Genomic DNA, 25421 nt, shown 5'->3' on the forward strand with positions numbered 1-25421 from the left:
GGTTAATGAGTAACCGCACCGCAATTACACTTAGTCATGTCAGCAAGGTCTACCCCAATGGCACTGTTGCCTTACAAGACATTAATCTGGTCATTCCAGAGTCACGGTTTCTCAGTATAGTTGGTCCATCTGGATGTGGTAAAAGCACGGTGCTGCGACTCATTGCCGGATTGGGGCGCTTGACTTCCGGTAGCATTAATTGGGGAATACCCCAACAAGCGCGGAAACTTGCATTTGTCTTTCAAGAAGCCGCACTTCTGCCTTGGATCGATGCGAGAGAGAATGTACGCTTACCCTTAAAATTGACGGGTATGCCAAACAAAGATGCAATGATGCTGGTAAAACAAGCACTGGCACTGGTGGGCTTGGAGGGGTTTGAAACGAGTTACCCCCGAGAATTATCAGGTGGAATGAAAATGCGGGTATCTATCGCTAGGGCGTTAGTGACTCAGCCAAATATTTTATTAATGGATGAACCATTTGGGGCGTTGGATGAAATTACCCGTAGCAAACTCAATGCCGACTTACTTAGTTTATGGGAACAACATCGGTGGACTGTCGTTTTTGTAACGCATAACATCTATGAAGCAGTGTATCTGTCAAATCGAGTGCTGGTCATGGGAAAAAACCCTGGGCATATAGTGGCAGACGTTAACATTGATGCACCCTATCCTCGTACTGAGGAATTTCGATTATCGGTATCATATAACGAGTATTGCCGTCAAGTCGCCGAACATTTGTCAGCCGCAATGGTCTAGCCTTCTTGTATGGACGGGCGAGACGCCCATCCCACAAAGTAAACAACCAACAATTAAGTAAGTGAGTGGGAATAAATAGAACTACGTTACAAAATGTAAATGTATCTGAAACCTTTACCAATGACAAATGACAAATGACAAATGACTAAGGACGACCCTTACCAGTTACGTTGTTTCTTACCGACCTACTTATGCTCTTTATTCGCCGTCTTCAAACACAAAAGCTATTGACAAAATTCATTTCTACTGATGTTTTGGCACCAACAGCAGTTGGTGTTTTAGTGTTGGTTCTATGGGATGTATTTGTACGAGCTACGAATTTGCCTCCTTATATTCTTCCCGGTCCCATCTTAGTATTTCAAACTTTAATAAGTGACTGGAATGAGCTTTTTCCTTCACTACTCATTACATTACAAATTACTGTTGCTGCCTTTATTGCTGCTACAATTTCTGGATTGCTCATTGCTATTTTGTTTGCCCAAAACAAGTGGATTGAAAGGAGTTTGTTTCCTTATGCTGTTATCTTACAAACAACTCCAATTGTTGCGATCGCACCCCTAATTATTCTCTGGTTGAAAAATAATACCTTTGCTGCCCTCGTTGTTTGTGCCTGGATAGTTGCCTTTTTCCCCATCGTTTCCAATACCACATTGGGGCTGAACAGCGTAGACCGGAACTTGCTTGACCTGTTCAAATTGTACAAAGCCTCCCGTTGGCAAACACTGATATATCTCCGCATACCCAGCGCTATGCCCTATTTCCTGGGTGGTTTGAAAATCAGCGGTGGCTTGGCATTAATTGGTGCGGTTGTGGCAGAGTTTGTTGCCGGTACTGGAGGAGAAAGATCGGGAATAGCCTATCGAATTCTTATCTCTAGCTACAACTTACAAATCCCCCGTATGTTTGCCGCATTATTTCTCACCACAGGTTTGGGAGTTCTCATTTTTGTTGGGTTGAGTGCTTTATCTGACTTTATATTAGGTAGATGGCACGAAAGCGCTATCAAACAAGAAAGTGAATGAAAAACTTATCCGGTTGCAATTCTGCGGACACCGCCCACCATTTGCGTGTAGGGTGGGCACCGCCCACCGCTTGCTACCTCTTTAAGTAATATTCCTGAGGAAAGAAAGTAGCGCAGAAAACCATAACATTCACCTTGATAAATGTGTATTATTTAATTTACTAATTCAAGTAGTATCACGTAAAACCTATATGATAGAACTTTAGGACACGACAGCGAAAACGATTGCTATACAGAGCTTATCTTGTAATTTCTGGTTAAATGTGAAGCAAGTATATTTCAAATGTTTTACGCAAAAAACGGTGAATACGGAGAAACCCAAAAAGGTGGAAGAAAAATAAAATACGGGTTTTAACTTATTTTCTAAGAACGATTTTCCAGTGTATAACTATTTTAGTTGTGCAATCGGCGGGCAACTAGTTCTTTAATAACCATACCGCTAAACATAATTGGGTAAAAGATTCGGGGCAACTTGAAAGCAGCAGAGAAATTGAATTTCTTGCTGTTCTATATTGTCATGTGTTAATTATCCGCACGGCTTATACCAAATTCTATCAAATTGATATCAGGGAACAACGATGAATAACGAAGTGAAAGTGCAAGAGTTTGGAATTATTGTAGCGATTGATGAAAACAAACCTTCTATTCTCAATGCTGATTTCTTGAAGTATTCAGGTATAGTACCACAGTCGTGGGAACTGGCACGGCAACCAATCTTTACTCAAACCCTAGCGCAAGTCGTGTATACAAATGGTGTGAGTATTATTGCCGAACCTAACCGCGTAATTTTTGTTGAGTCACTTGAAGGTAAGAAAGCAGAAGATATCACAGTTGCAGCAATTGCAGAGCGCTACGTTAAAATGCTACCCAACGCTAAATACAGAGGTTTGGGTGTAAACCCACGCGGTTATGTGGGTTTTGAAGGAGCAGAAGCTGATGCTGCACGCAAGTTTATTTCAGAAGGTTTGTTTGCTCCAGGTGCATGGCAAGAAGTTGGTACTGAACCAATGCGTTCTACTGTTAACCTTGTATACACATTCAAACGTGCGCCTTTATATCTGACGATTAATGAAGCAGCTTTACGCAACCCAGATGAATCGGTGACACCTATTGTATTGTTCTCTGGAAGCTTTAGCTATGAAGTATTAGGAGAAAGCAGCGAACATAAGCTCAACAATTTGCTTGAGGTCATGAGCAATTGGCAAACTGATTTAGATTCTTTCAGTGACATTATCAACAACAAATTCTTGGGTGTCAAAGATCAAACAGTAAGCAGTGTACCCAATATATTCACTATCAACACTGTTGCTACTGCTATATAAAACTCAACCTATCATTCAATAAAAAAGGGAACTGGAAACAGGGGAAACGGAAAAATAACCTGTTGCCCGCTCCCTTTTAGAGTCAATTTATTTTCTTAAATATCTCATATCGTGTCCAGTTGATTAGTTACGATACCCTGATTTAACTCCTCCCCTTACTAGAGGGCTACCGTGGTAGTGTACAAGTTGAATTTAGGAGGGCTAGGGTGGGGTATCTTTTGTAAATGTTTACCCGGACATGATATCAAACTGCCTGAATTGGTTTTTAACAATCACTTCTCCTGAAAACAAAACACTTTCAGATAACAGAGGATAATAGGTTATCATGGTGCCTAATAACAATTTTGGATTACCCGACAACAATACATTCTTGAATGATGGGTTATCTGTCCCCTCACCGTTTACAGACCCGTTAATTGGTAATCAAAATTACAACCAAGATAATAAAAATACACTAACTGGGGCACCTAGTACCGATATTGTACAACCCGATAGTAGTAATGGGGCAGTTAGCGATCGCGAACTGCTCACAGATGATGCTACAAATAATCCTCTGCTGATAGAAAAAACAAGCACAATAAATACTTATGTAGACCCGCTCACGGGTAACCATCTAAATGAACCCTTAGTCAACACACTTAAGAGTGGTGACGCCCTTTTGAGTCATGTTGAATCATTACAAGGTTCTGGTGTTGGTGAATCTCAAGAGCAGGTATTTTCAAAGGGTGCAAACCAACTCTCGTTAGAAATTTTAGAACGCTTCCGAGTTGAAGCGCACGCACGTTGGTCTAAATTGGGAGTTAATGAATTTGATACAGGTATTCTGAATAATATAGAGCTTGCCATAGAAGATTTACCTGGTTACAAGCTAGGTTTGGTTGATGCTTATAAAGTCATTATTGATACTGACGCTGCTGGACAAGGATGGTTTATCGATTCAACTCCGGAGGATGATGTTGAATTTAGTCGTGTAGTTTCTGCGAGGGAATTAGAAGCAACAGAGGGCGATTTAGCTTATGGTAAGGTCGATTTACTGACGATACTTACCCATGAATTTGGACACGTACTGGGATTGGAACACGTAGAAAGTTCGGTACAGCCAAATGATGTGATGAGTCCGACTTTGCCCTTGGGGATAAGAAGGACACCAGTGTTGGAGAATTTAAACTTTTCTTATGGAGTAGAACCTGTTAGAGATGCAGCTACCCTGAGCTTACCCACAATTTCACCAACTAACAATACAATTGGTGGGAACTTAAGTACAACAGATGCTCTAAACCCGACTCGTAATAATAGAAGAAAAGATGATTATTTACTAACTGATTTTACAGTCGGGAAACTGGTAACCCTAAATTTATCTTCCTCCAACTTTGATGCCTATCTACAACTTGTGAATGCAGATACTCAAGTCGTGATTACTGAAGATGATGATTCAGGAGGATATAGAAACTCGAGAATTAGATTTACTCCGGTTGCAGGTGTCAATTATATAGTCAGGGTGACTAGTGATGGCAGCAATGCTACAGGGGACTATAATTTAACAGCAACTTTTGGTGCGCCAGAGCTAATTGTTACAAGCGCGATCGCACCAACAACAGGGGCAGAACGTAGTAGCATTTCCCTAACTTGGACAGTTAGCAATATTGGAGAAGTTACTACGAACGGTAGTTGGTATGATTACGTTTATTTATCAGACAATACGATTTTCGATAACTCTGACCGCTACGTGGGGAATGTATATACTAGTAATAAAACACCACTAGCTCCAGGCACGAGTTACACAATAACGACAAATATGTCACTACCGCAACAGGTAGGGGCAGGGAAACAGTACCTACTATTTGTTGCAGACCGTGACAATTATGAAATTGAAGTCAGCGAAGTCAATAATGTTAAATGGGTGCCGATTGAAATAACGGTACCGGATTTAGCAGTCACTAATGCCACTGCACCGCTGGCAATTACAGTAGGTAGCAGTGCAGATATTTCATGGACAGTAGAAAACCAGGGAAGTGTACAGGCAACTCACTCTTGGTATGACCGTATTTATATTTCTGATGACCAGATCGTAGATTCATCAGATACCTATGTTAGCAACTTTAATTCTGGTGCCAGTGGTACAGCAGTAGAAGCTTCGGGAAGCTACACCCTCACAAAAACTGTTACGATTCCCCAAACAGCATTAGGGAACCGCTACTTGCTATTTGTTGCAGACTACAACAACAGTCAGTATGAAACCAATGAAAACAATAATGTTAAAGCAATTCGTGTTGAAGTCAATGCTCCAGACCTAATTGTTTCTGACGCTTATGCACCAAGTACTGCTGCACAAGGTGAGAGAATTAACGTTACTTGGCAAGTGACCAATCAATCTGCCGTTATTGCGGGTAGCGATTGGTATGATTATTTCTACCTCTCGGATGACCAGATACTAGATGGTTCAGATGACTATATTACAAACACCTGGACAGGTGACAAAACCCCGATAGCTGGTAATGGAGGTTACAACGCAACAAATAATATTACTATACCCACTCATGTCAAAGGTGGTAATCGTTATTTGTTGTTCGTGACAGACGGCAATAACTACCAAGGTGAAACCAACGAAAATAATAACACCAAGGCAGTTCCCATTTATATCAAGGTACCAGATCTGATAGTATCTGATGCTACTACTTCTTCCACGACTGTAGCTCCTAGTTCCACCCTCAACCTCTCTTATACAGTCAAAAACCAAGGGGAAAGTATAGCTTCTCAAGATTGGTCTGACAGGATTTATTTATCTTATGATGCAGTATTAGACTACTCTGATTACCAGCTTTATTACCGTTGGACATCAAGCGAAACACCATTAGCTGTAGATGGTAGTTATACAGTCAATAATATCAGTGTCACCTTACCTACTGACACAGTTGGTCAACCTGGCGAGCGCTACTTAATATTTGTCACGGATAGAGACAACTATCAACGTGAAACAAACGAAAATAATAACGTTAGGGTTATACCCATTACGATCGCAGGCGATAATGCAGACCTAGAGGTGATAGGGGCAACAGCACCGGGCACAGTATCAACCCAAGAAACCGTATCGGTATCGTGGACGGTGAAGAATACAGGTGCAGTCAATGCACCTTCATACTGGTATGATGCTGTTTACATTTCTAGCGATCGCACTTTCGATGCCAATGATACGGTAGTGAGTAGCTGGAACTCAAATTGGTCTTCATTGAATGCTGATGAAGAGTATACTTTAACTAGCAACATAACAATTCCCCAAGGAGAAAATGGCAACCAGTATTTGCTGTTTGTTGCAGATGCTTATAATTATCGAGGTGAGTTAAACGAGACTAACAACGTTTATTCTCTCCCAATTGAAATAAAAACGCCAGATTTAGTAGTAACAAACGTTACTGCACCTACCGTTGCTTATGCTCTTGCCCGAATGGAAGTCGTTTGGACTGTAAGCAATGAAGGGAATGGTGCTACTCATGCCCAATGGAATGATTCGGTGTATCTGTCCGATGATAATACGTTCTCGACAAATGATATTCTGCTTAAAGACGCTGCGATTGGAAACCTCGCACCATTAGCATCTGGCACTAGTTATACAGTTTCTCAATTACTTTCTTTACCATCAAATATTACCAAAGGCAATAAATATTTACTCATTGTCACAGACAATTATAGAAATCAAGGTGAATTAGACGAAGCTAATAATGTCAAAGCAGTTGCAATAACAATAGGTGACCCAGACCCCAATTTACCTTTACTGAGTGTAAACCCTCCAGTTCAGAACCAGAACGGTACAAGTGCCACCAAGGCAGATTTGATGGTCACAGGAGCAAGTGTACCCGTTCGGGCACCTGAAGCGTCTGACATTACAGTGAATTGGACTGTCTTAAACAATGGAAGTGTAGCAACGAATGGTAATGCTTGGTACGATTCGGTTTATTTGTCGGACAACACGATTTTTGATGGTAATGACAGATACATGGGTGATATCTGGATGTATCAAAATCTGGAAGCGGGACAAAGCTATGACTGGAGTGAAAGTTTTAAACTACCGGAAAGAACCGGAATCGGGAAATGGTACGTGCTGGTTGTCACAGATAGGTACAATTATCGACCTGAAGATAGCGAAACCAATAACGTCTATGCAATTCCCATTGACATTACTATTCCCGATTTAACCATTATTGATGGAACGGCACCATCAACTGCAGCAGTTGGAGAAACTGTATCAGTATCGATGACGGTGCAAAATAACGGTACTGTGTCAGCTGATGCTTATCGATATGAATCGGTTTATATTTCTGATGATGCGGTCTTTGACAGTTCAGACCAATATGTTGGTAGCTTAAGTAGCTCACAAAACGAGCCTTTGGAAGCAGGTGCGAATGTTCTCATTTCCGGAAATATTACCATTCCCAAAACGACTTTAGGAAATCGTTACCTGCTATTCGTCACCGATGGAGGTCAAAACCAGAGCGAAACCAATGAGAGTAATAACGTTTATTCTACCTCCATCACGATTACTGCCCCAGATTTAGAAGTAACAAGCGTTACAAGTCCCCTAGCATTAGGGCTTGGTGAAACTGCTTCAGTTTCTTGGACAGTCACCAATACCGGAAATGTTGTTGCTGGCAGTAACTGGTATGACTACATTTATCTTTCAGATGATACAGTTTATGATTATTCCGACCAGTATGTTAGTGCTAGTTGGATTGGATTCGCGCCACTCTTGGGAGGAAGTAGCTACTCTTTAAGCGCAGATATCACTATTCCTTCATATGTAAGAGCAGGCGAGCGTTACTTACTATTTGTTGCAGACCGCGATAACTACCAAGGGGAAACAAACGAGAATAATAATGTTTTGGCAGTTGCTGTCAAAATTAAGGCACCGGATCTTGTAGTGAGCGATGCGACCACGGATGCCACGACTGTAGCTCCTGGTTCTACTCTCAACCTCTCCTACACAGTTAAAAACCAAGGAGAAAGTACGGCAACTCAAGATTGGTATGACTACATTTTCCTATCCAATGATACAGTTTACGATGGTTCAGATTCTCAACTTTACTATCGTTGGACCTCAGGAGAAACACCGTTAGCAGTTGATAGTACTTATACAGTAAATAACATTAACGTTACGCTACCCAATAATGGTGTCGGTCAACCTGGTAATCGTTACTTGTTATTTGTGACAGATGCATATCGCTACCAAAGCGAAACGAACGAAAATAATAACGTTAGAGTCATACCTATAACAATTACGGGTAATAATGCTGACTTAGAGGTAACAGCAGCAACAGCACCCAGCACAGTCTCAACGCAAGAAAACGTATCGGTATCTTGGACGGTGAAGAATACAGGTACATTGACTGCACCTTCATACTGGTATGATGCTGTTTACATTTCTAGCGATAACACTTTAGATGCCAATGATACGGTAGTTAGTAGCTGGAACTCAAATTCGTCTTCATTGGCTGTCAATCAAGAGTATACTCTAACTCGCGACATAACAATTCCTACCCAAAGAACTGGCGACCAATATTTGCTGTTTGTTGCAGATGCTTACAATTATCAAGGTGAGTTAAACAAGACTAACAACGTCCGTGCGCTTCCCATCACAGTCACTGCTCCCGACTTGGTAATAACTAATGCTACGGTGCCAGTTAAAAGCTACCCCAACTCCCGTATTGAAGTCAGTTGGACTGTCAAAAACCAAGGAAATATAAGTGCCCTTCGTGATTGGTACGACAGTATTTATTTATCAAATGACGAAACTTTAAACACTAATGAAGATACCCAATTAAAACAAGTATACACAAGTCATTTAACACCGCTTGCCGCAGGAGAAGAATATAATATCAGCCAGTTGCTAACTTTGCCTAGCAACACACCTATTGGTAGTCGCTATTTGATATTTGTAACGGATAGCTATAATTACCAAGGTGAAACGAATGAAACCAATAATAACCTTGTAATCCCCATTACTATTGGTGATACCGACCCCGATCTGATAATCAATGCTGCCAATGCTCCCAGTAATGCTGTTTTGGGAGAAAATATTAACGTTAATTGGACAGTACAAAACATTGGTACTAGGGAAGGAACGGGTAACTGGTACGACACTATTTACCTGTCTGATGACCAAATTTTGGATGAATCCGATGTGGCAATTTCTGACGCTAGCGTAGCAGATAAAACACCGCTTGCTGTCAATGGCACTTACACTATTAGTCGCAGCATCACCATTCCTAACACCACAATTGGCAACCGCTATTTGTTGTTCGTAGCAGATGCTCTTAAGCGAATTAGCGAAATCGACAAAACTAATAACGTTAAAGCATTAGCTATTACCCTCACCGCACCAGATTTAATTGTTGATACTGCTAGTGCCAATGTTAATAGTGCAACTTTGGGTGAAGTGGTACAAGTTTCTTGGACGGTTAAAAATACTGAAACTGCCACTGCAAGTAAAACTTGGGGAGACCAAATTTATATTTCGGATGATACCGTTTTAGATGGTAGCGATAAGTTTGTTGCTACCTTTAGTTCGGCAACATATTTACCATTGACAGGTAATAGTAGCTACACACAAACTCAAAATGTTACTATACCTAACAGCTTGGGAATCGGTGACAAGTACTTGCTATTTGTCACAGATGCCAATGATGCTCAAGGTGAAACCAACAATAACAATAATATCAAGGCAATACCTTTTAAGATTCAGGCACCTAATTTGGTTGTGACTGACATCACTACCAAAACAACAGCGACTTGGGGTGAAAGTATCAATGTATCTTGGACGGTTAACAATATTGGTACGGGTACTGCTCTTGCAGACTGGTTCGATTATATTTACCTTTCTCAGAATCCGACCCTAGATAGCGGTGATATTTATTTGGGCAACTCATCAGCAGCAAGCCAAAGTCCACTAGATGCTGGTACTAGCTATACATTAAACCGTAATATCTCTATCCCCGACGTTGCTCCTGGTACTTGGTATTTACTCATTGCTGCTGACAATAACGGCAACCAACAAGCAGAAACCAACGAGAATGATAACAGAAGTGCGGTTACCTTGGAGGTACAAGCACCAGATTTAGTGGTCACTGATGTCACCGCACCATCTAGTAGTATCAATGGGTCAATTGTTTCAGTCAGTTGGACTGTCACTAACTCTGGGAATGGTGCAGCGCTCTCTGATTGGTGGGATGATATTTATCTATCAGCAGACGAAACTTTCAATTCTGAGGACTTTTATCTCGGTAATCTCTGGACAGGCGATCGCACACCTTTGGCACCTGGCTCGACTTACACGGTGAGCCGTAATATTACTATACCAGCGGTAGCATCGGGAACTTGGTATTTGTTATTGAGGGGAGACGCATATAACTACCAAGCTGAAACCAACAACAACAATAATATTAAAGCGGTTGCCATCGATATAGGAGCACCAGATATTGAATTGACTAGTGCGACTGCTCCAGCACAAGCAAGTGTGGGTGAGACAATTGAGGTAGGTTGGACTGTTACCAATGTCGGTAATTTGAATGCTCCTGCTGATTGGTATGACTATATTTACCTGTCAGATAATAATACTCTTGATAGTGCTGATATCCGAATTGATTACCTGTCTGCTGCTGCACAAACACCTTTAATTAAGGGAACTAGCTACAGCAAAACTATGAATGTTACCCTTCCAGGGGCTGCGAGGGGGAATAAATATCTGTTGTTTGTCGCTGATGGCGATCGGGTGCAGGGTGAAGAAAATGAGAACAATAATATACAAGCACAACCAATCTCAATATTAACTCCTGATTTAACTATCTCTACAGCAACTTCCCCTACGAGTGCTATTCTAGGTGAGAATATTGATGTTTCTTGGACGGTACTGAATCTTGATACTGGTTCGGCTGTTGCAGATTGGTACGATAGCGTTTATATTTCTAACGATGAAGTTTTTGATAGTTCGGATACTTTTGTCGCTGACATAGATACTAGAGATAAATCTCCTTTGGTGTCTGGAGCAACTTATACTATTAACAGAAGAATAACCATTCCCAATACGACTACTGGTAATCGTTATCTGTTGTTTATCGCCGATCGCACCAATTTACAAGGGGAAACAAACGAGACTAATAACGTTAAAGCTGTACCAATTGCTTTAGGTTTGGTAGATTTACAACCAACTATCATCACCGAGTTGCCAAATAACCTGTTATCAGGTAGCAAAGTCTCTTTAAAATGGTCTGTCACCAACACAGGTTCCGCCAGCACCACCAACAATTGGGTAGACCGGATATATCTTTCCAGCGATCGCACACTTGATAGCACTGATTCGTTACTACAGGAACGCAACCATACAGGTGGACTTGTAGCAGGAGCTAGTTACACTAAAGAAGTGGATATTGATATCCCCATAGAAGTGAGTGGCGATCGCTATCTATTACTAATGACTGACGGTGGTAACGCAGTTATCGAACTGGGAGGAGAACACAACAATGCTGCGTCTAAACTCATTAATATTACTCTTGCTCCCTACGCAGATTTAGCAGTATCTAATGTCACCTTTAATCCTGGTGGAACAATCATTGGTAATCCAGCAAGCGCTACAATTAGCTGGGCTGTAACTAACATTGGCACAGGTGCTGGCATCACATCCAAGTGGTACGATAGGGTGATTGCTAGCGTTGATGGTATTGTTGGGAACTCAGATGATGTCATCCTTGGAGAATTTGAATACAGCGGTGGCTTAGTTAAAGACGCATTTTACAATCAATCCAAGACAATTCAACTTCCCGCGAACTTTGAAGGGAAATATAAATTATTTGTAGCTACGGATGCGCCAGTTCGCGATAGTAATGGCAAAATCATCTACTCGGTATTTGAAAACGGACTGGAGACTAACAACATTGCTTCATCAGTGAATGACTTATTAGTCGCACGCAAACCGTATGCAGATTTAACAGTCACCAAAGTTGATACAGAAACCACGACAGCTTTAACAGGTAGATTCTTCAAGATAAATTGGGAAGTAGCAAATAACGGGATTGCTGCAACTGATAGTGCCTCTTGGTATGATACCGTGCAGCTAGCACGCCAAAATTCAGATGGCACACTTCAATTAATTCGCTCTCCTTACTATTTTGACCGCACGGGTATACTTTCAAACCAAAAAGATAAAAACACTTACACCCGCAGTCGTGATGTTTTCATCCCATATGATTTAGACGCAGGTACTTATTACTTTGTTGTCACCACAGGTAATAGCAATAATCCCTACGAATTTATCTACACTGACAACAATACTAAAGTTTCGGCACCTATTACTATCTCTAAGGGTAGTACACCTGATTTATATGTGAGTCGTGTGAGCACGGTACCAAATGCGCTGTCTGGTAGCCAGATTGATGTCACGTGGCAAGTCTTTAACTCGAATGTACTTGGTACTGGAGATGCAGGTGGTGCATGGTACGATTACCTTTACTTACGAAATATAACCACTGGAAGCACAATTGGTTTAGGAACATTTAAACAAGACAACGGGCTTCAGCCAGGAAAATTTTATACCCGCACCGAACAAGTAACCTTGGCAGACCGTCTCGAAGGAACCTATGAAGTCGTTGTTGAAACCAATATTGTTGTTGATAGAAACGGTAATCGAGGTGTTTACGAAGAAGCAAGTGCGCTAAATAACAACACCCTCAAATCAACTTCTAATATCACAGTTAGTCTCCCCACCCGTCCCGATCTGCGTGTCGAAACATTAAATGTCCCAACAACTGCGGTTGCTGCTGGTGGAACAGCTTCAGTAAGTTTTGAAATCAAAAACCTCTCACCAGTTGAAGCAAAAGGTAAATGGACTGATAATGTTTACCTATCCTTGGATGGTACGATTGATGGCAGTGATATTTTAATTGGTAGTTTCAACAACGATAGCGCCTTACCAGAACAAGGAAAATACAGCCATAACGTCACCAACTTCGTTATTCCCAAAGATTTTAGGGAAAAAGCGTATATTATTGTCCAAACTGATGCTGGTAACACCATCAATGAATATCCTCAAGATGGCAATAATATTAAAGTTGCCGAAATCAAAATAACATCGCTTCCTCCTGCTGACTTAGTAACAAGTAACGTCATTGCACCATTACAAGCATTTGCCGGTTCCACAATCAAAGTTAAATATAAAGTCAGTAACGAAGGAATAGGAGAAACCACACGCAGCCGTTGGACTGATTCGGTTTGGTTAACCCGTGGTTTAACTCGTCCTTCTCCTGTAAATATTAATGGTGGTTCCCAAGATATTCAACTTGCTAGCTTTACCCATACCGGAACACTACAAACTGTAAACGACTATAACGGTACAAAATTCTATGAGAATGAAGTAGAAGTTACCCTACCAACTATTTTGGAAGCCGGACAGTGGTACGTTACAGTTTGGGCGGATGCGTTGGATGATGTTTTTGAAGACACACAAGATATCAACGCCAATCCGAACGATCCTTATGAACTTGATAGCAACAACTATTCAAGTAGTAATCGCCTTGATGTCTTATTACCTTCCGCACCAGATTTACAAGTCACTCATGTAAATCCAACCTTGATAGCAACAGGCGGTCAACCATTTAAAGTCACTTGGAAAGTTGAAAATAAGGGTAATGTAGCTATAACTTCGGGGGCTTGGTACGATACAGTGTACATCACTGACGCCCCAACTTTAGAAACATCAAAAGTTATATGGAATTTGGGAAGTGTTGAACGCCGGACACAGCTACAAGCATTTGGAGGAAGTTACACGGGAGAATTAGAAACTTCACTTGCTCCTGGTGTAAGTGGTAAGTATGTCATCGTTAAAACCAACTCCTATGGACAAGTATGGGAAGGTTCTTATGGTAATAACAATACTTTTAACGCAGCGACAAATGTAACTTCCACACCCGCTGATTTTGTCATCAGTAATATCCAGACATTCACCCCAAATTATTCTGGCGACCCCACAACTATAGAGTGGACAGTGAGAAATGATGGTGCCGGTGTTTGGTCGGATACTAGATACTGGTACGATGAAGTCTGGATTTCTCAGAGCAGTACCTTTGATAACAGTGCAAGAAGGTTGGGATTATTTGCACAAAACTTACCAAATGGTGGTTTAGCTAGCGGTCAATCCTACACTCAAAGGCAAACTGTAGTATTGCCTGCAGGAATTAAAGACAATTACTATATCCACGTCTTTACTAACCAAAGCATTGCAGAACCTCAGTACAGTGGTGGTGTACCAACTAGTGGAGGTGACAACTATTGGACGCGTGTACGTTATACTACCAGTGCTTACGAAGACACAAGGAACAACTACAATAAAGCTGTCATCCCAGTCATTTTCCGCGAAGCTGATTTAGATATTAGCAACATTACAGTTGAACCACCCCAACCAGGTGTTAATCCCAAATCTGGTGAAACAATTAAGGTCACTTGGCAAGTTTCTAATATCGGAGACCGCGACACTCGCGAGAGGGAATGGTTCGATCGCGTTTATCTCTCACTCGGGGATAATAGCTTAGATAGCAAAGATCTTTTCCTTGGTGAATACAAACGTACCACTGGCTTACAGAAAGGTGATTCTTACACCCAAACTCAACAATTTGTCTTGCCAGATAATATCTCTGGTAATTACAAAGTTATAGTCTTCACCGACTCTAACTATACATATGCACCCTATCGCGATGATAACCTGAATTTTGAATGGTATCTAAATCGGGAATTTGCACGCGTACCCGAATTCGATAAGGAAGATAATAACCAAGACTTTGTTGACTTAATTATTGACTCGACAATATCACCGGATCTACAAGTTACTGCACTTAAAACCCAAGAAACTGGAATTGCAGGGCAAAAACTCAACGTTGAATACACTGTCACCAACGTTAGTGTTGGAACAACACCACCACGCCAAGGCAATTGGACAGATTTAGTATACCTGTCTCGCGACCAAAAACTTGATTTAGTTGCAGACCGCTATCTTGGTTATATATCCCATACAGGTGGGTTGGATGCTAATGGAAGCTATACCAAGACCCAAACCTTTGACTTACCTATTGACCTAGATGGTTCGTATTACGTCTTTGTTGTCACCGACCCACAAACAAATAGTGCCCGTGGAGTAGTGTATGAGGGTAGTAACGAAGGTAATAACAGTCTCTACAGCGATAAACCTTTAATTATCCGTCGTCCAGACCCAGTAGATTTAGAAGTAGATACCTTAACTAATACTATTACCGTTCCAAGTAATAGCAAGGTTGGAGAAACACTCAATAATATCAAGTGGACGGTTAAAAATAACAGTGCTTACAGCATTACTGGCGAATGGAGTGATGCAGTATATCTCAGCAAAGATGGGACATGGGATATTGGTGACCGCTTAGTTGGACGTAAAATCTTTAGGGGAACACTTGCGGGTAATAATGTTACCGATGGCAGTAATAGTTATTCACTCGAATTAAATCTATCTGACAATATTCTGCTACCAGGTGTAACACCAGGTGACTACCGCATTATTGTTCGCACCGATGTTTACAATGAAGTCTATGAAGGTGTCAACGGTGGGGAAACCAACAACCTGAAAGCAAGTGCAGACACTTTCAAAGTCAATGCAGAAGAAATAAAACTTAATATTGCCAAATCTACAACTTTACGCAAACAGCAAGAAAGGTTGTTTGAACTGGATATCACCGAAGTCGGTCAAACGATTCGCATCACAACCGATGGTACCGAAGGAACAGGAAACGAAATTTATATAGGTTTTGGAGAAGCACCGACCAGCACCAAATACACAAGCGTCTCTACAGGAGCAATTGGTTCTGAGCAAAGTGCGATTATTTCCAATACCAGACCGGGTAAATACTATATATTAGTGCGTGGAATTGAAGGTAGTGATGCACCAGTCACTGTCAATGCAGTTGTACTACCATTTAGTGTCACCGACATTGCAACAGACAGAGGTGGTGATAGCCGTTACGTTACCACTACAATTACAGGTGCCCAATTTGACGATAAAACTTTTGTCAAATTGGTTCGTCCCGGTATTGGTGAATTCCTGGCATCTAATATCAAAGTAATTGATAGCACCACAATTAAAGCTGTCTTCGACCTGACAAATGCACCACATGGATTATATGATGTCAAGGTTAGCAAAACCAGCGTCGGTCAAACGCAAGAAGCGACTTTACCTTACCGTTATTTAGTTGAGCGTGCAATAGAAACCGATGTTACGGTAGGGTTGGGTGGACCTAATATACTGGCACCAGGAGAAACTGGTACGTATAGAGTATCGGTACAAAGTCTAACTAATATAGATACTCCTTACGTTCACTTTAGTTTTGGTATTCCCGAACTTGGTGACAATCCATTGTTAGAAATACCCTACGTTAAATTCACTTCCAACTTACGGGGAGAACCCGATCGCAATCCTGATGGTAAACTTGATGATGTACCTTGGGCAGAAATCGTATCAGATGTCAACTTAAATTTTTCCAATCTGTCCAAACGTTCTCTGGAAGCGACATCACTTTCTTTTTGCAGTGACAGCTTTTCCATTTCTAATTGCAGAATCTTGCGGTCGATTTCGTCAAGTTCTTCGGGTTTGGAGGTAATCTCCATCTTCAGTCTCGCTGCTGCTTCATCTACTAAGTCAATGGCTTTGTCTGGTAAGAAGCGATCGCTAATGTAACGGTTTGATAGGGTTGCTGCTGCTACTAAAGAACTATCGGAAATTTTCACCCCGTGGTGAACTTCATACCGTTCTTTCAAACCGCGCAAAATAGAAATGGTATCTTCCACGCTAGGCTGGTCTACATAAACCTGTTGGAAGCGTCTTTCTAAAGCCGCGTCTTTTTCAATATACTTGCGGTATTCGTCTAGGGTTGTTGCACCAATACACCGGAGTTCGCCTCGTGCCAACATAGGCTTTAACAAGTTACCCGCGTCCATCGCGCCTTGGGTTGCACCAGCGCCGACAACCGTATGAATTTCATCTATAAATAGAACTATATTGCCGTTAGACTCGGTAACTTCTTTTAATACTGCTTTTAGACGTTCTTCAAATTCACCCCGGAACTTTGCTCCCGCAATCAAAGCACCCATATCTAAAGCTATGAGTTGGCGGTCTTTGAGGGACTGGGGGACATCACCAGCAATAATACGCTGTGCCAATCCTTCTGCGATCGCTGTTTTACCAACCCCCGGTTCTCCAATCAAGACGGGGTTATTTTTGGTGCGGCGTGACAAAATTTGAATGGTGCGGCGAATTTCATCGTCACGTCCAATCACTGGATCGAGTTTACCTTGACGGGCTGCTTGTGTGAGGTCGCGCCCGTATTTTTCCAGTGCTTGGTATTTACCTTCTGGATTTTGGTCGGTCACTTTCTGATTCCCACGAATTTGTTTAACAATATTTTTTAGCTTTCCTTCGTCCAGTCCAAATTCTTGGAGTAAACCTTTACCAAAGCGGTCATCTTTAGCATAAGCCAGTAATAGGTGCTCGATTGAGATATACTCGTCTTGGAACTCCTTGCGATACCCATCTGCTCGGTCAAGAAGTGTATCTAAGCTGCGTCCCAGGTAGACTGAACTGCTGCTGCCAGACACCTTGGGCTGGCGTTGGATGAATTGTTCGGTGCGATCGCGCAGTTTTTGCTGGTTAACACCGGCTTTTGTGAAAACACCGTTGGCTAGTCCTTCCTGATCCAACAGTGCTTTCATCAGGTGTTCGCTTTCTATCTGCTGTTGTTGATACTGTTTGGCAATATCTGGAGTATGCGCGATTGCTTCCCAAGCTTTTTCTGTAAATTGGTTTGGATTAGTAGGTTGCATAGGCTTTTTTCCAGGAAAGAACTACTCTAAGCTTGCATTTAATTTGCAAGAAGTGCAGATAGAACAAACAATATTAACTATATTTTTGTTCTTATACAGCCATTTTAAAAACAGGGGGGTCAGTCGCTGGATCGGACTTCACGTCTTTCCAAAGTGGTATTACCGCCCTGCAAACACTCCAACCTTCGCGCCTTGCTCTTATGCCCCCAGCCAAGAACCCCAGTCAGCCAAAACAAAATTACCTACTTGCCGCCCTGCCTCCTTCTGAATATCAACGCCTTGCCCCTCACCTAGAACTTATTGAACTGCTGTCTCATCAAATCTTGTATGAGGCACACGAACCCATCAAACATATCTATTTTCCCAACTCCGGAGTCATTTCATTAGTCAATACTATGGAAAATGGCTCAACAATTGAAGTTGGCGTGGTGAGTTCTGAAGGGATAGTTGGTCTTGCCGGGATTTTAGGTCGTAATATTGCGATATATCAAGCGCAAGTACAGATTCCCGGTGATGCTATGCGGATAGATGCAAAGATACTGAAAACCGAATTTCATCAGCCAGGAGTGCTGCAAACACTCCTGCTGCGCTACTGTCAAATGTTCCTCACCCAAGTTTCACAATCAGCAGCTTGCAATCGCTTCCATACCGTAGAAGAACGGCTTGCCCGGTGGCTATTGTTAATTCAGGATTTAGTAGGCTCAGAAGAGCTACCCCTGACTCACGAATTTCTCGCCAATATGCTAGGTAGCCGACGTTCCGGCGTAACGGTAGCTGCAGGCACTCTTCAAAAGGCAGGGATGCTCCGCTATAGCCGTGGCAAAATTACTATTGTGAATCGAGAAGCTTTAGAAGCAACCACCTGCGAGTGCTATGGGGTTATCTCTCAAGAAATTGCCTGGTTACTGGGTAATAAATCGCCAGCTTAATTTAGGATCGATCTGTTGTAAGTTGTTACTTCTGTCTGAAGCCGTACAGACACCAATGTTAAGTTTCCTTATACTGAATAAGATTCTCAGTTGCCAACCGCTACCCACTGCTTTTCACAGTGAAAACCCATATGTTAAAACTCATCTTGACCAATAGCAGGCATTGGTGTACTGCCCTATGCCTTCTATTACAGACTCACCAGGGGTTTGTCACCTAGAACATCGATTGTAAAAAGCTATTTTTTCCCCAACTCATGACCAGTATTGTTAAGCGTATATTAATTTGTGATGATATTGCCGAGCACTCTTATCTTCTCCAAGCATTTTTACAAACAGATAATTGGGAGATTGAGGTTGCTGGTTCTGGTCCTGCAGTACTCGCCAAGATTGAAACCGACTCTAACCCCCCAGATTTGTTGATTTTAGACGTGATGATGCCAGAAATGGATGGGTACGAAGTTGTGCGGCATATCAGACGCTTAGATAAATTTCAATCTCTTCCTATTTTGCTAGTGACAGGGCTCGATGAAAACTATCTCAAGAAAAGTTGCAATGTGAAAGTTGATGGATTTATCCAAAAACCTATTGATGCTAATGCAGTCATTGCCCGAGTGCAGGCAATTTTAAATCAAGGTGAGGATAATGAGATAGGTGAAAGCTTTAACAGAAATTAAACTAATAAATAGAAAAATAGTGTGCGATCGCATCACAAATAAATTTTTTTCAGCGATAAAAATTACAAAATATTGAGCAAATTAATATAAATTTGCATCAATACTGCCAATTCTTTATAAGCAAAGAAAATATTGTAGGGTGGGCACTGCCCACCGGCATCAAATTAGGCACTGCCCACTACCATCACATTTGCAAAACCTATCCTAACCAACCCCCAATTACACAAATCAAATAGTCGTGCCATTGTGTCAAGAATCTATTAATTAAGGGAATTAAAATGGACTTAAACAGAATAAATATAGACGAATTTGCTCAGCAGGCAAAGGCAATGCACAACCGATTAAGAGATTTGTATGAAATTGTCAGTGCCACGGCGATACAAAATACAGTGCCGCAAACTTTCATGGAACTCAGTTATGCCTCAGAAATCATCAAGATAGCTGCAGAAGAACTATCCCAGCAAAATGAGGAACTGATACAAACAAGAAATTTAATTGAAGCGCAACGTCAACGTTACCAGGATTTATTTGACGGCGCACCCAATGCTTATTTGGTAACTGATACTATTGGCATAATTCAAGAAGCTAACCGTGCTGCTGCTAAATTGTTCAATGTTTCACAGAAGTATTTAGTAGGGAAGCCAATAATTAATTACGTGGCACTAGAGAACCGTCCAAGCTTTCGCAACTACCTTCTCCAGATTAACCGAGGAAACAGGGTAACAGAGTTAAAAATAAGCTTGCAAAAAAGTAATAGAGAGTTGTTTGAGGCTACTACAAAAATCGGATTTATTTGCAATCAACACGGCAAGCCAATAGGAATACGCTGGTTAATACGTGAGATTGTTGAGAGTAAGCAAGCAGAATTATTGCCTTTTGACAATGGTGAAAATTTCTACCAGAATCGCTCTTTGTATAAATATACTAGAGGAGAGGGTATACCCCTCAATTCCTTATCAATTTGGTATGTTCACCAAGGTGTAGTGAAGCTTACTACAACATCTGAAACAGGTGAAGAAATGTTAGTAGGGTTAGCAAAAGAGGAAATGGTTTTTGGTTCTAGTATGACTTCCCTAAATACTTATCAAGCAATAGCTCTTACAAATGTTGAATTAGTCTCAATTAACCTAGCAGAAATCAAAGCTTCACCTCAATTGAGCCTTGCTCTTTTACCAAAAATTACTCAGCGGTTACGACAAACAGAATTTTTCTTAGTTAATTCTAGTAGAAGACAGGTACAAGACCGTTTTTATCACCTGTTACAACTGTTAAAACAAGAAATTGGTCAACCCGTAGCCGAGGGAACTCGCTTAAGTGTTCGCCTCACTCATGAAGAGCTTGCCAGTGCCTGCTGTACAACCAGAGTCACAATTACACGATTGATAAGCAAATTACAACAACAAGGTAAAATTAGTTATGACTCAAAAAATCACATCATTTTAAATGATAAGTAAGTCGGTAAGAAAAAACGTAACTGGTGAGGTTGTCCTTAGTTATTTGTCATTGGGAACCACTGCGTTGCAGGGATTTCCCCGTTGTAGCAAGTGGCGTTCATTAGTAAGGTTTCCGATGCATTTACATTTTGTAACATATTTGTGTTTATTTACGCCGACTTACTTATATATAAAGGTTGTCATCTGTTATTTGTCTTGAGTAAGGTGTAATATGAAGCCTGATTGAACAGTTACTTCTTGTAGATTGACAGTAGCTTGACTAAAACGGAATACAACCCAACACAATCCGTTAGGCTTAGTTGGATTTTACTTCGTGAACCTGACCTACAGATAATAAGTGTTCAACCGAGCTTGATATTTGCTACAACCCTAATTATTAAAAATTTAGGGTTCAAAGGTATATGCTAGCTAGCGGTTTTTATCGGTGTATTTATCTAAATGAAAATTTAATATAATCTTCAACTTCCGTTCTACTTTCTCTAGAAAGAAAACAGTTCTGCAAAAATCCCGCCCAAGGCTGATATACAAAAAGTATTCGTTTAACGTGGGCTTTTGCCCATCTCTTGACACTCCCCGCCCTAAAGGATAACGCTCGCGAATAGGGAGTTTACACCTCTGATTGCACGACAAACCTTATATAGAGACGCACCATGATGTAGAGACACGCTGTTTGAAGCGTCTCTACAATGAAATAATTTGTTCGTAGTTGCGCTTCAGCGCATGCATCGTAACGACAAACCTAGTGTAAGCCTTTGACTTTGTGTCCCTTAAAACAGTCGATGTGCTCAACGCCTTACGGCATCTTAGGTGAGGACACATATCTAGGCTTTATATTCCTGGGTACAGCGTTTGGTAGTGCTCAACGCCTTACGGCATCTTAGGTGAGGACACTGCATTTAATTCTGACTTCATCCCAATGCAAAGACAGTGCTCAACGCCTTACGGCATCTTAGGTGAGGACACGGCGACCGTTGAAAGCCTTATCAGAACTTGGCTCTCAACCAATATTACAAGCACCTGTTGAAAAATCCCACTATTGCTCAAAAATTGACGGTTTGCAAGCACCTAACAAAGTTCTAAAAATCCTCAAAGTCTTTAATTGTCAAGGTTCTGAGCTATAATCGCCTTTTATTGTACTTCACACTCACAGGTGCTTGCATCAGACGATGAGATACGGTTCCTGCACGTGAGACCATGCACCAGGTCGATTGTATTTATGGATCTCTTCAAGGCAGCGATTACTAAGTCGCAGAAAGAGAATAGCGTCTTCAGTTGCGAGTATCTTTTCCAGTTCCCAACGTAATTTTTCGCGGCTGCGCTGATTGAGCCAACAGCGAAATATTGAGTACTGTATCCTCTCGCCGTAACCTTCTAACAATTTGTAGGCTTTACGCCAGCGTTTTGGACACCGAATATCGTAGCAAATCAAGTAACAGTTTTTCAATTCAGCCATTGTCACCTCACCGCAATATTAATTGAGCAAACAAACCGCCTTCGCCAGACCACTCCTTTTCCAGAAGCCGAACTTCTAGTTCCATCAAACGGCGGTAGGTTAGGGAATAACCTGTAATTGGATGTTTCCAAGTTTCTTGTTTTCTTCGTTCATACAACTCAACAAACTTGCGCTTACCAGTTTCGCTTAACCATACCTGTTCTCCTCGGACTTCAAAATCTGCTTGTACATCCCATTGACCGCGATTGATTGATGCCATAATCGCCATATCAACTAAGGGGACTCGAAAAATTTCTATCAAATCTAGTGCTAGTGGTGCAGCTTGAGAACGAGGTTGGTGGTAAAAACCGAATGCGGGTTCTAATCCTACAGTTAAAATAGCGTTCATTACGTCTTTCATTAGCAAGGCATAACCAAAACCCAAAAGGGAATTAAACCTATCTTTTGGTGGGCGACGATTGCGATCGCTAAATCGCAGTTCTTGGGGAATGTCTTGTGAATAGCTTTGTTCAAAGTGTCTGAAACTGACGCAAAGCCATAAGTGGATAATGAAACTGCTTTTTGTTCTTGCCAAACTACACAGCAACGAGGGTTGGTTATCGGGTTCGTCCTCAAGTTTTTGGCGACTAATTGTACCAGTTGCCTTTTCTTTCAGTTCTTCTCTGTGTTCACCGACTGTTCCTACAATCGTATTGATTTCGTAAGCTTTCAGGAATATATTTAGACACAACAATTTAAGAGGATGTTTGTAAGTCTATTTGATGACTTGCCTGAACGACTGGAAGTCAGGATTACACAGACGAAACCCGCCCGTGCAAGATGAAAAATTTGAAACATCCTCTAAGGAGTCGGCACATGATGTCCTCGCCAACGAAGTAACACAGCAGCTTGGGCTTTACAAAGCATAAAAAGGTCAGCTTCGTGACGTAGTGTTATGAGTTCCAATTTTTCTGCGTCTGTAATATTACCACTAGAATTACGCAAGAGCAGAAAGTTGTATCGCTCCATTTCGTCTGCTGTTTTACAACTGCGAACCATTTGCCATAGACTATTGTCATCTAGTTTATCTAAAGCTGCCAGATCCGCTTGGAATTCCTCTGGTACATCATCCCATTCTGGAGGACTACCTACAGACAAAGCATGAATGATAACTTCTTCAATTGGGCGACGTTGCGCGTGGGCAGTATTGACTAAACGCTGATAGAGTATTTCTGGAATTTGAAGAGTAATTGTTTCTGTTGCCATTATTCAATTCCCTACCCATGCCTTGATAAAACCGTTTCAATTTTAGCGTAGGTTAGTTCCCAAAATCGCATATGACTTATTGGTGCAACATGACTACTAATGTGACCCTAAGTACAACGTAATAATACCTCTTTCCAAGTGTAGTTTACACTGCAAATAGAATTTGGACAGATTTTTTAGAAAACTGATTTTTTGGCAAATATTATAAGTACAGAACAAATCATTGAGGAAGAGCAATCGTCATGACCATTATTACTGCCAAATGGACGGTTGACGAGTATCACCGCATGATTGAGGCTGGTATAAACTTTTGTTACCAAGCAACAGCCAAACCATCAGTGCGAGGTTCACTAGCAGCAATCAGCACTTGATTGTGCTTGCTGATAATTTGACCGCGACCAAAAAACTCTGGTGGGCTTGGTACGATCTCGTGACCCCGCTGTTGCAGTTCTTCTACTATCTTGGACGCTACAGTTTGCTCTACAAGAACTGTGGAACCCTTGACAAATTGCCACCTAGGGGCATCCAAAGCGGATTGGGGATTCAGACCATAATCAACCATGTTAACCACAACTTGCAAATGTCCCTGCGGTTGCATCTCTCCGCCCATCACTCCAAATGGGCCAATTGGTTGGTTATCTTGAGTGAGAAAGCCGGGAATAATTGTGTGTAGGGAGCGTTTTCCTGGTGCTATTTGATTGGGATGTCCCTGCTCTAAGGTAAAACTACACCCCCGATTTTGCAGCGCAATCCCAGTACCAGCCGGAAGAACCCCACTACCAAAGCCCAGGTAATTGGATTGGATAAAGGAAACCATCAATTCACTATCAGCCGCAGCTAGATAGACAGTTCCTCCTTTTGGCAATCCGAAATTTGCGATCGCAATTGCTTTGTCTCCAATCAAAGAGCGGCGGGATGCTGCATAATCCAAAGAGAGAAGTTGCGACACGGGCACTTCTAGAAAACGCTCATCAGCAATATATCTATATAAATCGGCAAAGGCAAGTTTCATTGCCTCAATCTGTAAATGGTAGCTTTGAGATGATTCCCGTTTGATTTTGGATAAATCAAAGCCTGAGAGGATGTTCAAAGCCATTAATGTGGCAATACCTTGGGTGTTGGGTGGCAGTTCCCAAACTGTAAACCCTCTATAGTTGGCTGAAATTGGTGTCACCCAATCGGCTTGATGCTGAGCTAAGTCACTTGCTGTTATTGCTTTCAGCCCTGCGAACTGTTCTAATTTTAAACTTTGCGGGCTTTTCCCAGAAGCATTTAAGCCATGCAGTTTCCCATCCCACACTATGGCAAATGCATCTGAACCAATACCGTTGGAAGTAGGTTCGACTACTGTCAGAGCAATAGCACTTGCAACAGCCGCATCCACAGCGTTACCCCCTGCCCATAACATCTCCATTCCAGCCAAGGCAGCTAAGGGTTGACTTGTTGCAACCGCACCGCGAGTCCCCATAATGACTCGTCGGGTACTTGAGTAGGGGTAGTTGTTCAGGTTTGCCGATCGCAAGGACAATTTGACCTTTTCTTTTCTTTTTAAATTCTTATTGTAAATTCCCATACTGATTTTTGGCGGTACTGTAGCTAATATTTTTTACAATTTGTTACCACCATTTTTATTTTCCCTAAATTCAAGCAAATCCTTGTCTCAGGAATAAATGTCACTGGCTGCTGTGTCT

10 protein-coding genes and 2 pseudogenes are annotated in these 25421 nt (G+C 41.6%); 7 read left to right on the plus strand and 5 right to left on the minus strand.

The window, feature by feature from the left end:
• The first annotated feature begins 5 nt into the window (after positions 1–5).
• From ACYRY3_RS28295 to ACYRY3_RS28310, 4 genes and pseudogenes are all read left to right on the plus strand, one after another.
• The gene (locus tag ACYRY3_RS28295; protein ID WP_460205012.1) at positions 6–758 is read left to right on the plus strand and encodes an ABC transporter ATP-binding protein; all 753 of its coding nucleotides are present in this window, start codon (positions 6–8) and stop codon (positions 756–758) included.
• Positions 759–949: 191 nt separating this feature from the next.
• Complete coding sequence (locus ACYRY3_RS28300) at positions 950–1780, plus strand: ABC transporter permease (RefSeq protein WP_460205013.1); 831 nt, start codon at positions 950–952, stop codon at positions 1778–1780.
• Between the two features lie 577 nt (positions 1781–2357).
• Positions 2358–3101 carry a hypothetical protein gene (locus ACYRY3_RS28305; protein WP_460205014.1) on the plus strand — a complete coding sequence of 248 codons (744 nt, stop codon included), beginning with the start codon at positions 2358–2360 and terminating at the stop codon, positions 3099–3101.
• Between the two features lie 1111 nt (positions 3102–4212).
• Positions 4213–11607 (plus strand): annotated as a pseudogene (locus ACYRY3_RS28310) (CARDB domain-containing protein); the annotation flags it as partial.
• Between the two features lie 4982 nt (positions 11608–16589).
• Here ACYRY3_RS28310 and ACYRY3_RS28315 read toward each other — a convergent pair.
• A pseudogene (locus tag ACYRY3_RS28315) lies at positions 16590–17975 on the minus strand (Clp protease N-terminal domain-containing protein); the annotation flags it as partial.
• Between the two features lie 200 nt (positions 17976–18175).
• Here ACYRY3_RS28315 and ACYRY3_RS28320 point away from each other — a divergent pair.
• The 3 genes from ACYRY3_RS28320 (at position 18176) to ACYRY3_RS28330 (ending at position 21032) form a co-directional block, all read left to right on the plus strand.
• Positions 18176–18904 carry a Crp/Fnr family transcriptional regulator gene (locus ACYRY3_RS28320; RefSeq protein ID WP_460205015.1) on the plus strand — a complete coding sequence of 243 codons (729 nt, stop codon included), beginning with the start codon at positions 18176–18178 and terminating at the stop codon, positions 18902–18904.
• A 254-nt stretch (positions 18905–19158) separates the two neighbouring features.
• The gene (locus tag ACYRY3_RS28325) at positions 19159–19578 is read left to right on the plus strand and encodes a response regulator (RefSeq protein ID WP_460205016.1); all 420 of its coding nucleotides are present in this window, start codon (positions 19159–19161) and stop codon (positions 19576–19578) included.
• A 278-nt stretch (positions 19579–19856) separates the two neighbouring features.
• Complete coding sequence (locus ACYRY3_RS28330; protein WP_460205017.1) at positions 19857–21032, plus strand: helix-turn-helix domain-containing protein; 1176 nt, start codon at positions 19857–19859, stop codon at positions 21030–21032.
• 1159 nt (positions 21033–22191) lie between these two features.
• Here ACYRY3_RS28330 and cas2 read toward each other — a convergent pair.
• The 4 genes from cas2 to ACYRY3_RS28350 all read right to left on the minus strand — a co-directional run bounded on the left by cas2 (position 22192) and on the right by ACYRY3_RS28350 (position 25303).
• A complete protein-coding gene (gene cas2, locus ACYRY3_RS28335) occupies positions 22192–22485 on the minus strand; it encodes a CRISPR-associated endonuclease Cas2 (RefSeq protein WP_460205018.1) in 294 nt (97 codons plus the stop codon).
• A gap of 7 nt (positions 22486–22492) precedes the next feature.
• Complete coding sequence (cas1, locus tag ACYRY3_RS28340; protein WP_460205019.1) at positions 22493–23215, minus strand: CRISPR-associated endonuclease Cas1; 723 nt, start codon at positions 23213–23215, stop codon at positions 22493–22495.
• 110 nt (positions 23216–23325) lie between these two features.
• The gene (locus ACYRY3_RS28345; RefSeq protein ID WP_460205020.1) at positions 23326–23730 is read right to left on the minus strand and encodes a hypothetical protein; all 405 of its coding nucleotides are present in this window, start codon (positions 23728–23730) and stop codon (positions 23326–23328) included.
• 313 nt (positions 23731–24043) lie between these two features.
• Positions 24044–25303: a gamma-glutamyltransferase family protein gene (locus ACYRY3_RS28350; RefSeq protein WP_460205021.1), complete on the minus strand. Its 1260-nt coding sequence runs from the start codon at positions 25301–25303 to the stop codon at positions 24044–24046.
• Positions 25304–25421: the final 118 nt, after the last annotated feature.

The sequence above is a fragment of the Scytonema sp. NUACC21 genome (genome assembly GCF_054684315.1).

Excerpts from the sequence above, each read along its gene's own strand:
- ACYRY3_RS28295 (WP_460205012.1), top strand. The coding sequence starts at position 6 with ATGAGTAACCGCACCGCAATTACACTTAGTCATGTCAGCAAGGTCTAC.
- ACYRY3_RS28300 (WP_460205013.1), top strand. The coding sequence starts at position 950 with ATGCTCTTTATTCGCCGTCTTCAAACACAAAAGCTATTGACAAAATTC.
- ACYRY3_RS28305 (WP_460205014.1), top strand. The coding sequence starts at position 2,358 with ATGAATAACGAAGTGAAAGTGCAAGAGTTTGGAATTATTGTAGCGATT.
- ACYRY3_RS28320 (WP_460205015.1), top strand. The coding sequence starts at position 18,176 with ATGCCCCCAGCCAAGAACCCCAGTCAGCCAAAACAAAATTACCTACTT.
- ACYRY3_RS28325 (WP_460205016.1), top strand. The coding sequence starts at position 19,159 with ATGACCAGTATTGTTAAGCGTATATTAATTTGTGATGATATTGCCGAG.
- ACYRY3_RS28330 (WP_460205017.1), top strand. The coding sequence starts at position 19,857 with ATGGACTTAAACAGAATAAATATAGACGAATTTGCTCAGCAGGCAAAG.
- cas2 (WP_460205018.1), bottom strand. The coding sequence starts at position 22,485 with ATGGCTGAATTGAAAAACTGTTACTTGATTTGCTACGATATTCGGTGT.
- ACYRY3_RS28345 (WP_460205020.1), bottom strand. The coding sequence starts at position 23,730 with ATGGCAACAGAAACAATTACTCTTCAAATTCCAGAAATACTCTATCAG.
- ACYRY3_RS28350 (WP_460205021.1), bottom strand. The coding sequence starts at position 25,303 with ATGGGAATTTACAATAAGAATTTAAAAAGAAAAGAAAAGGTCAAATTG.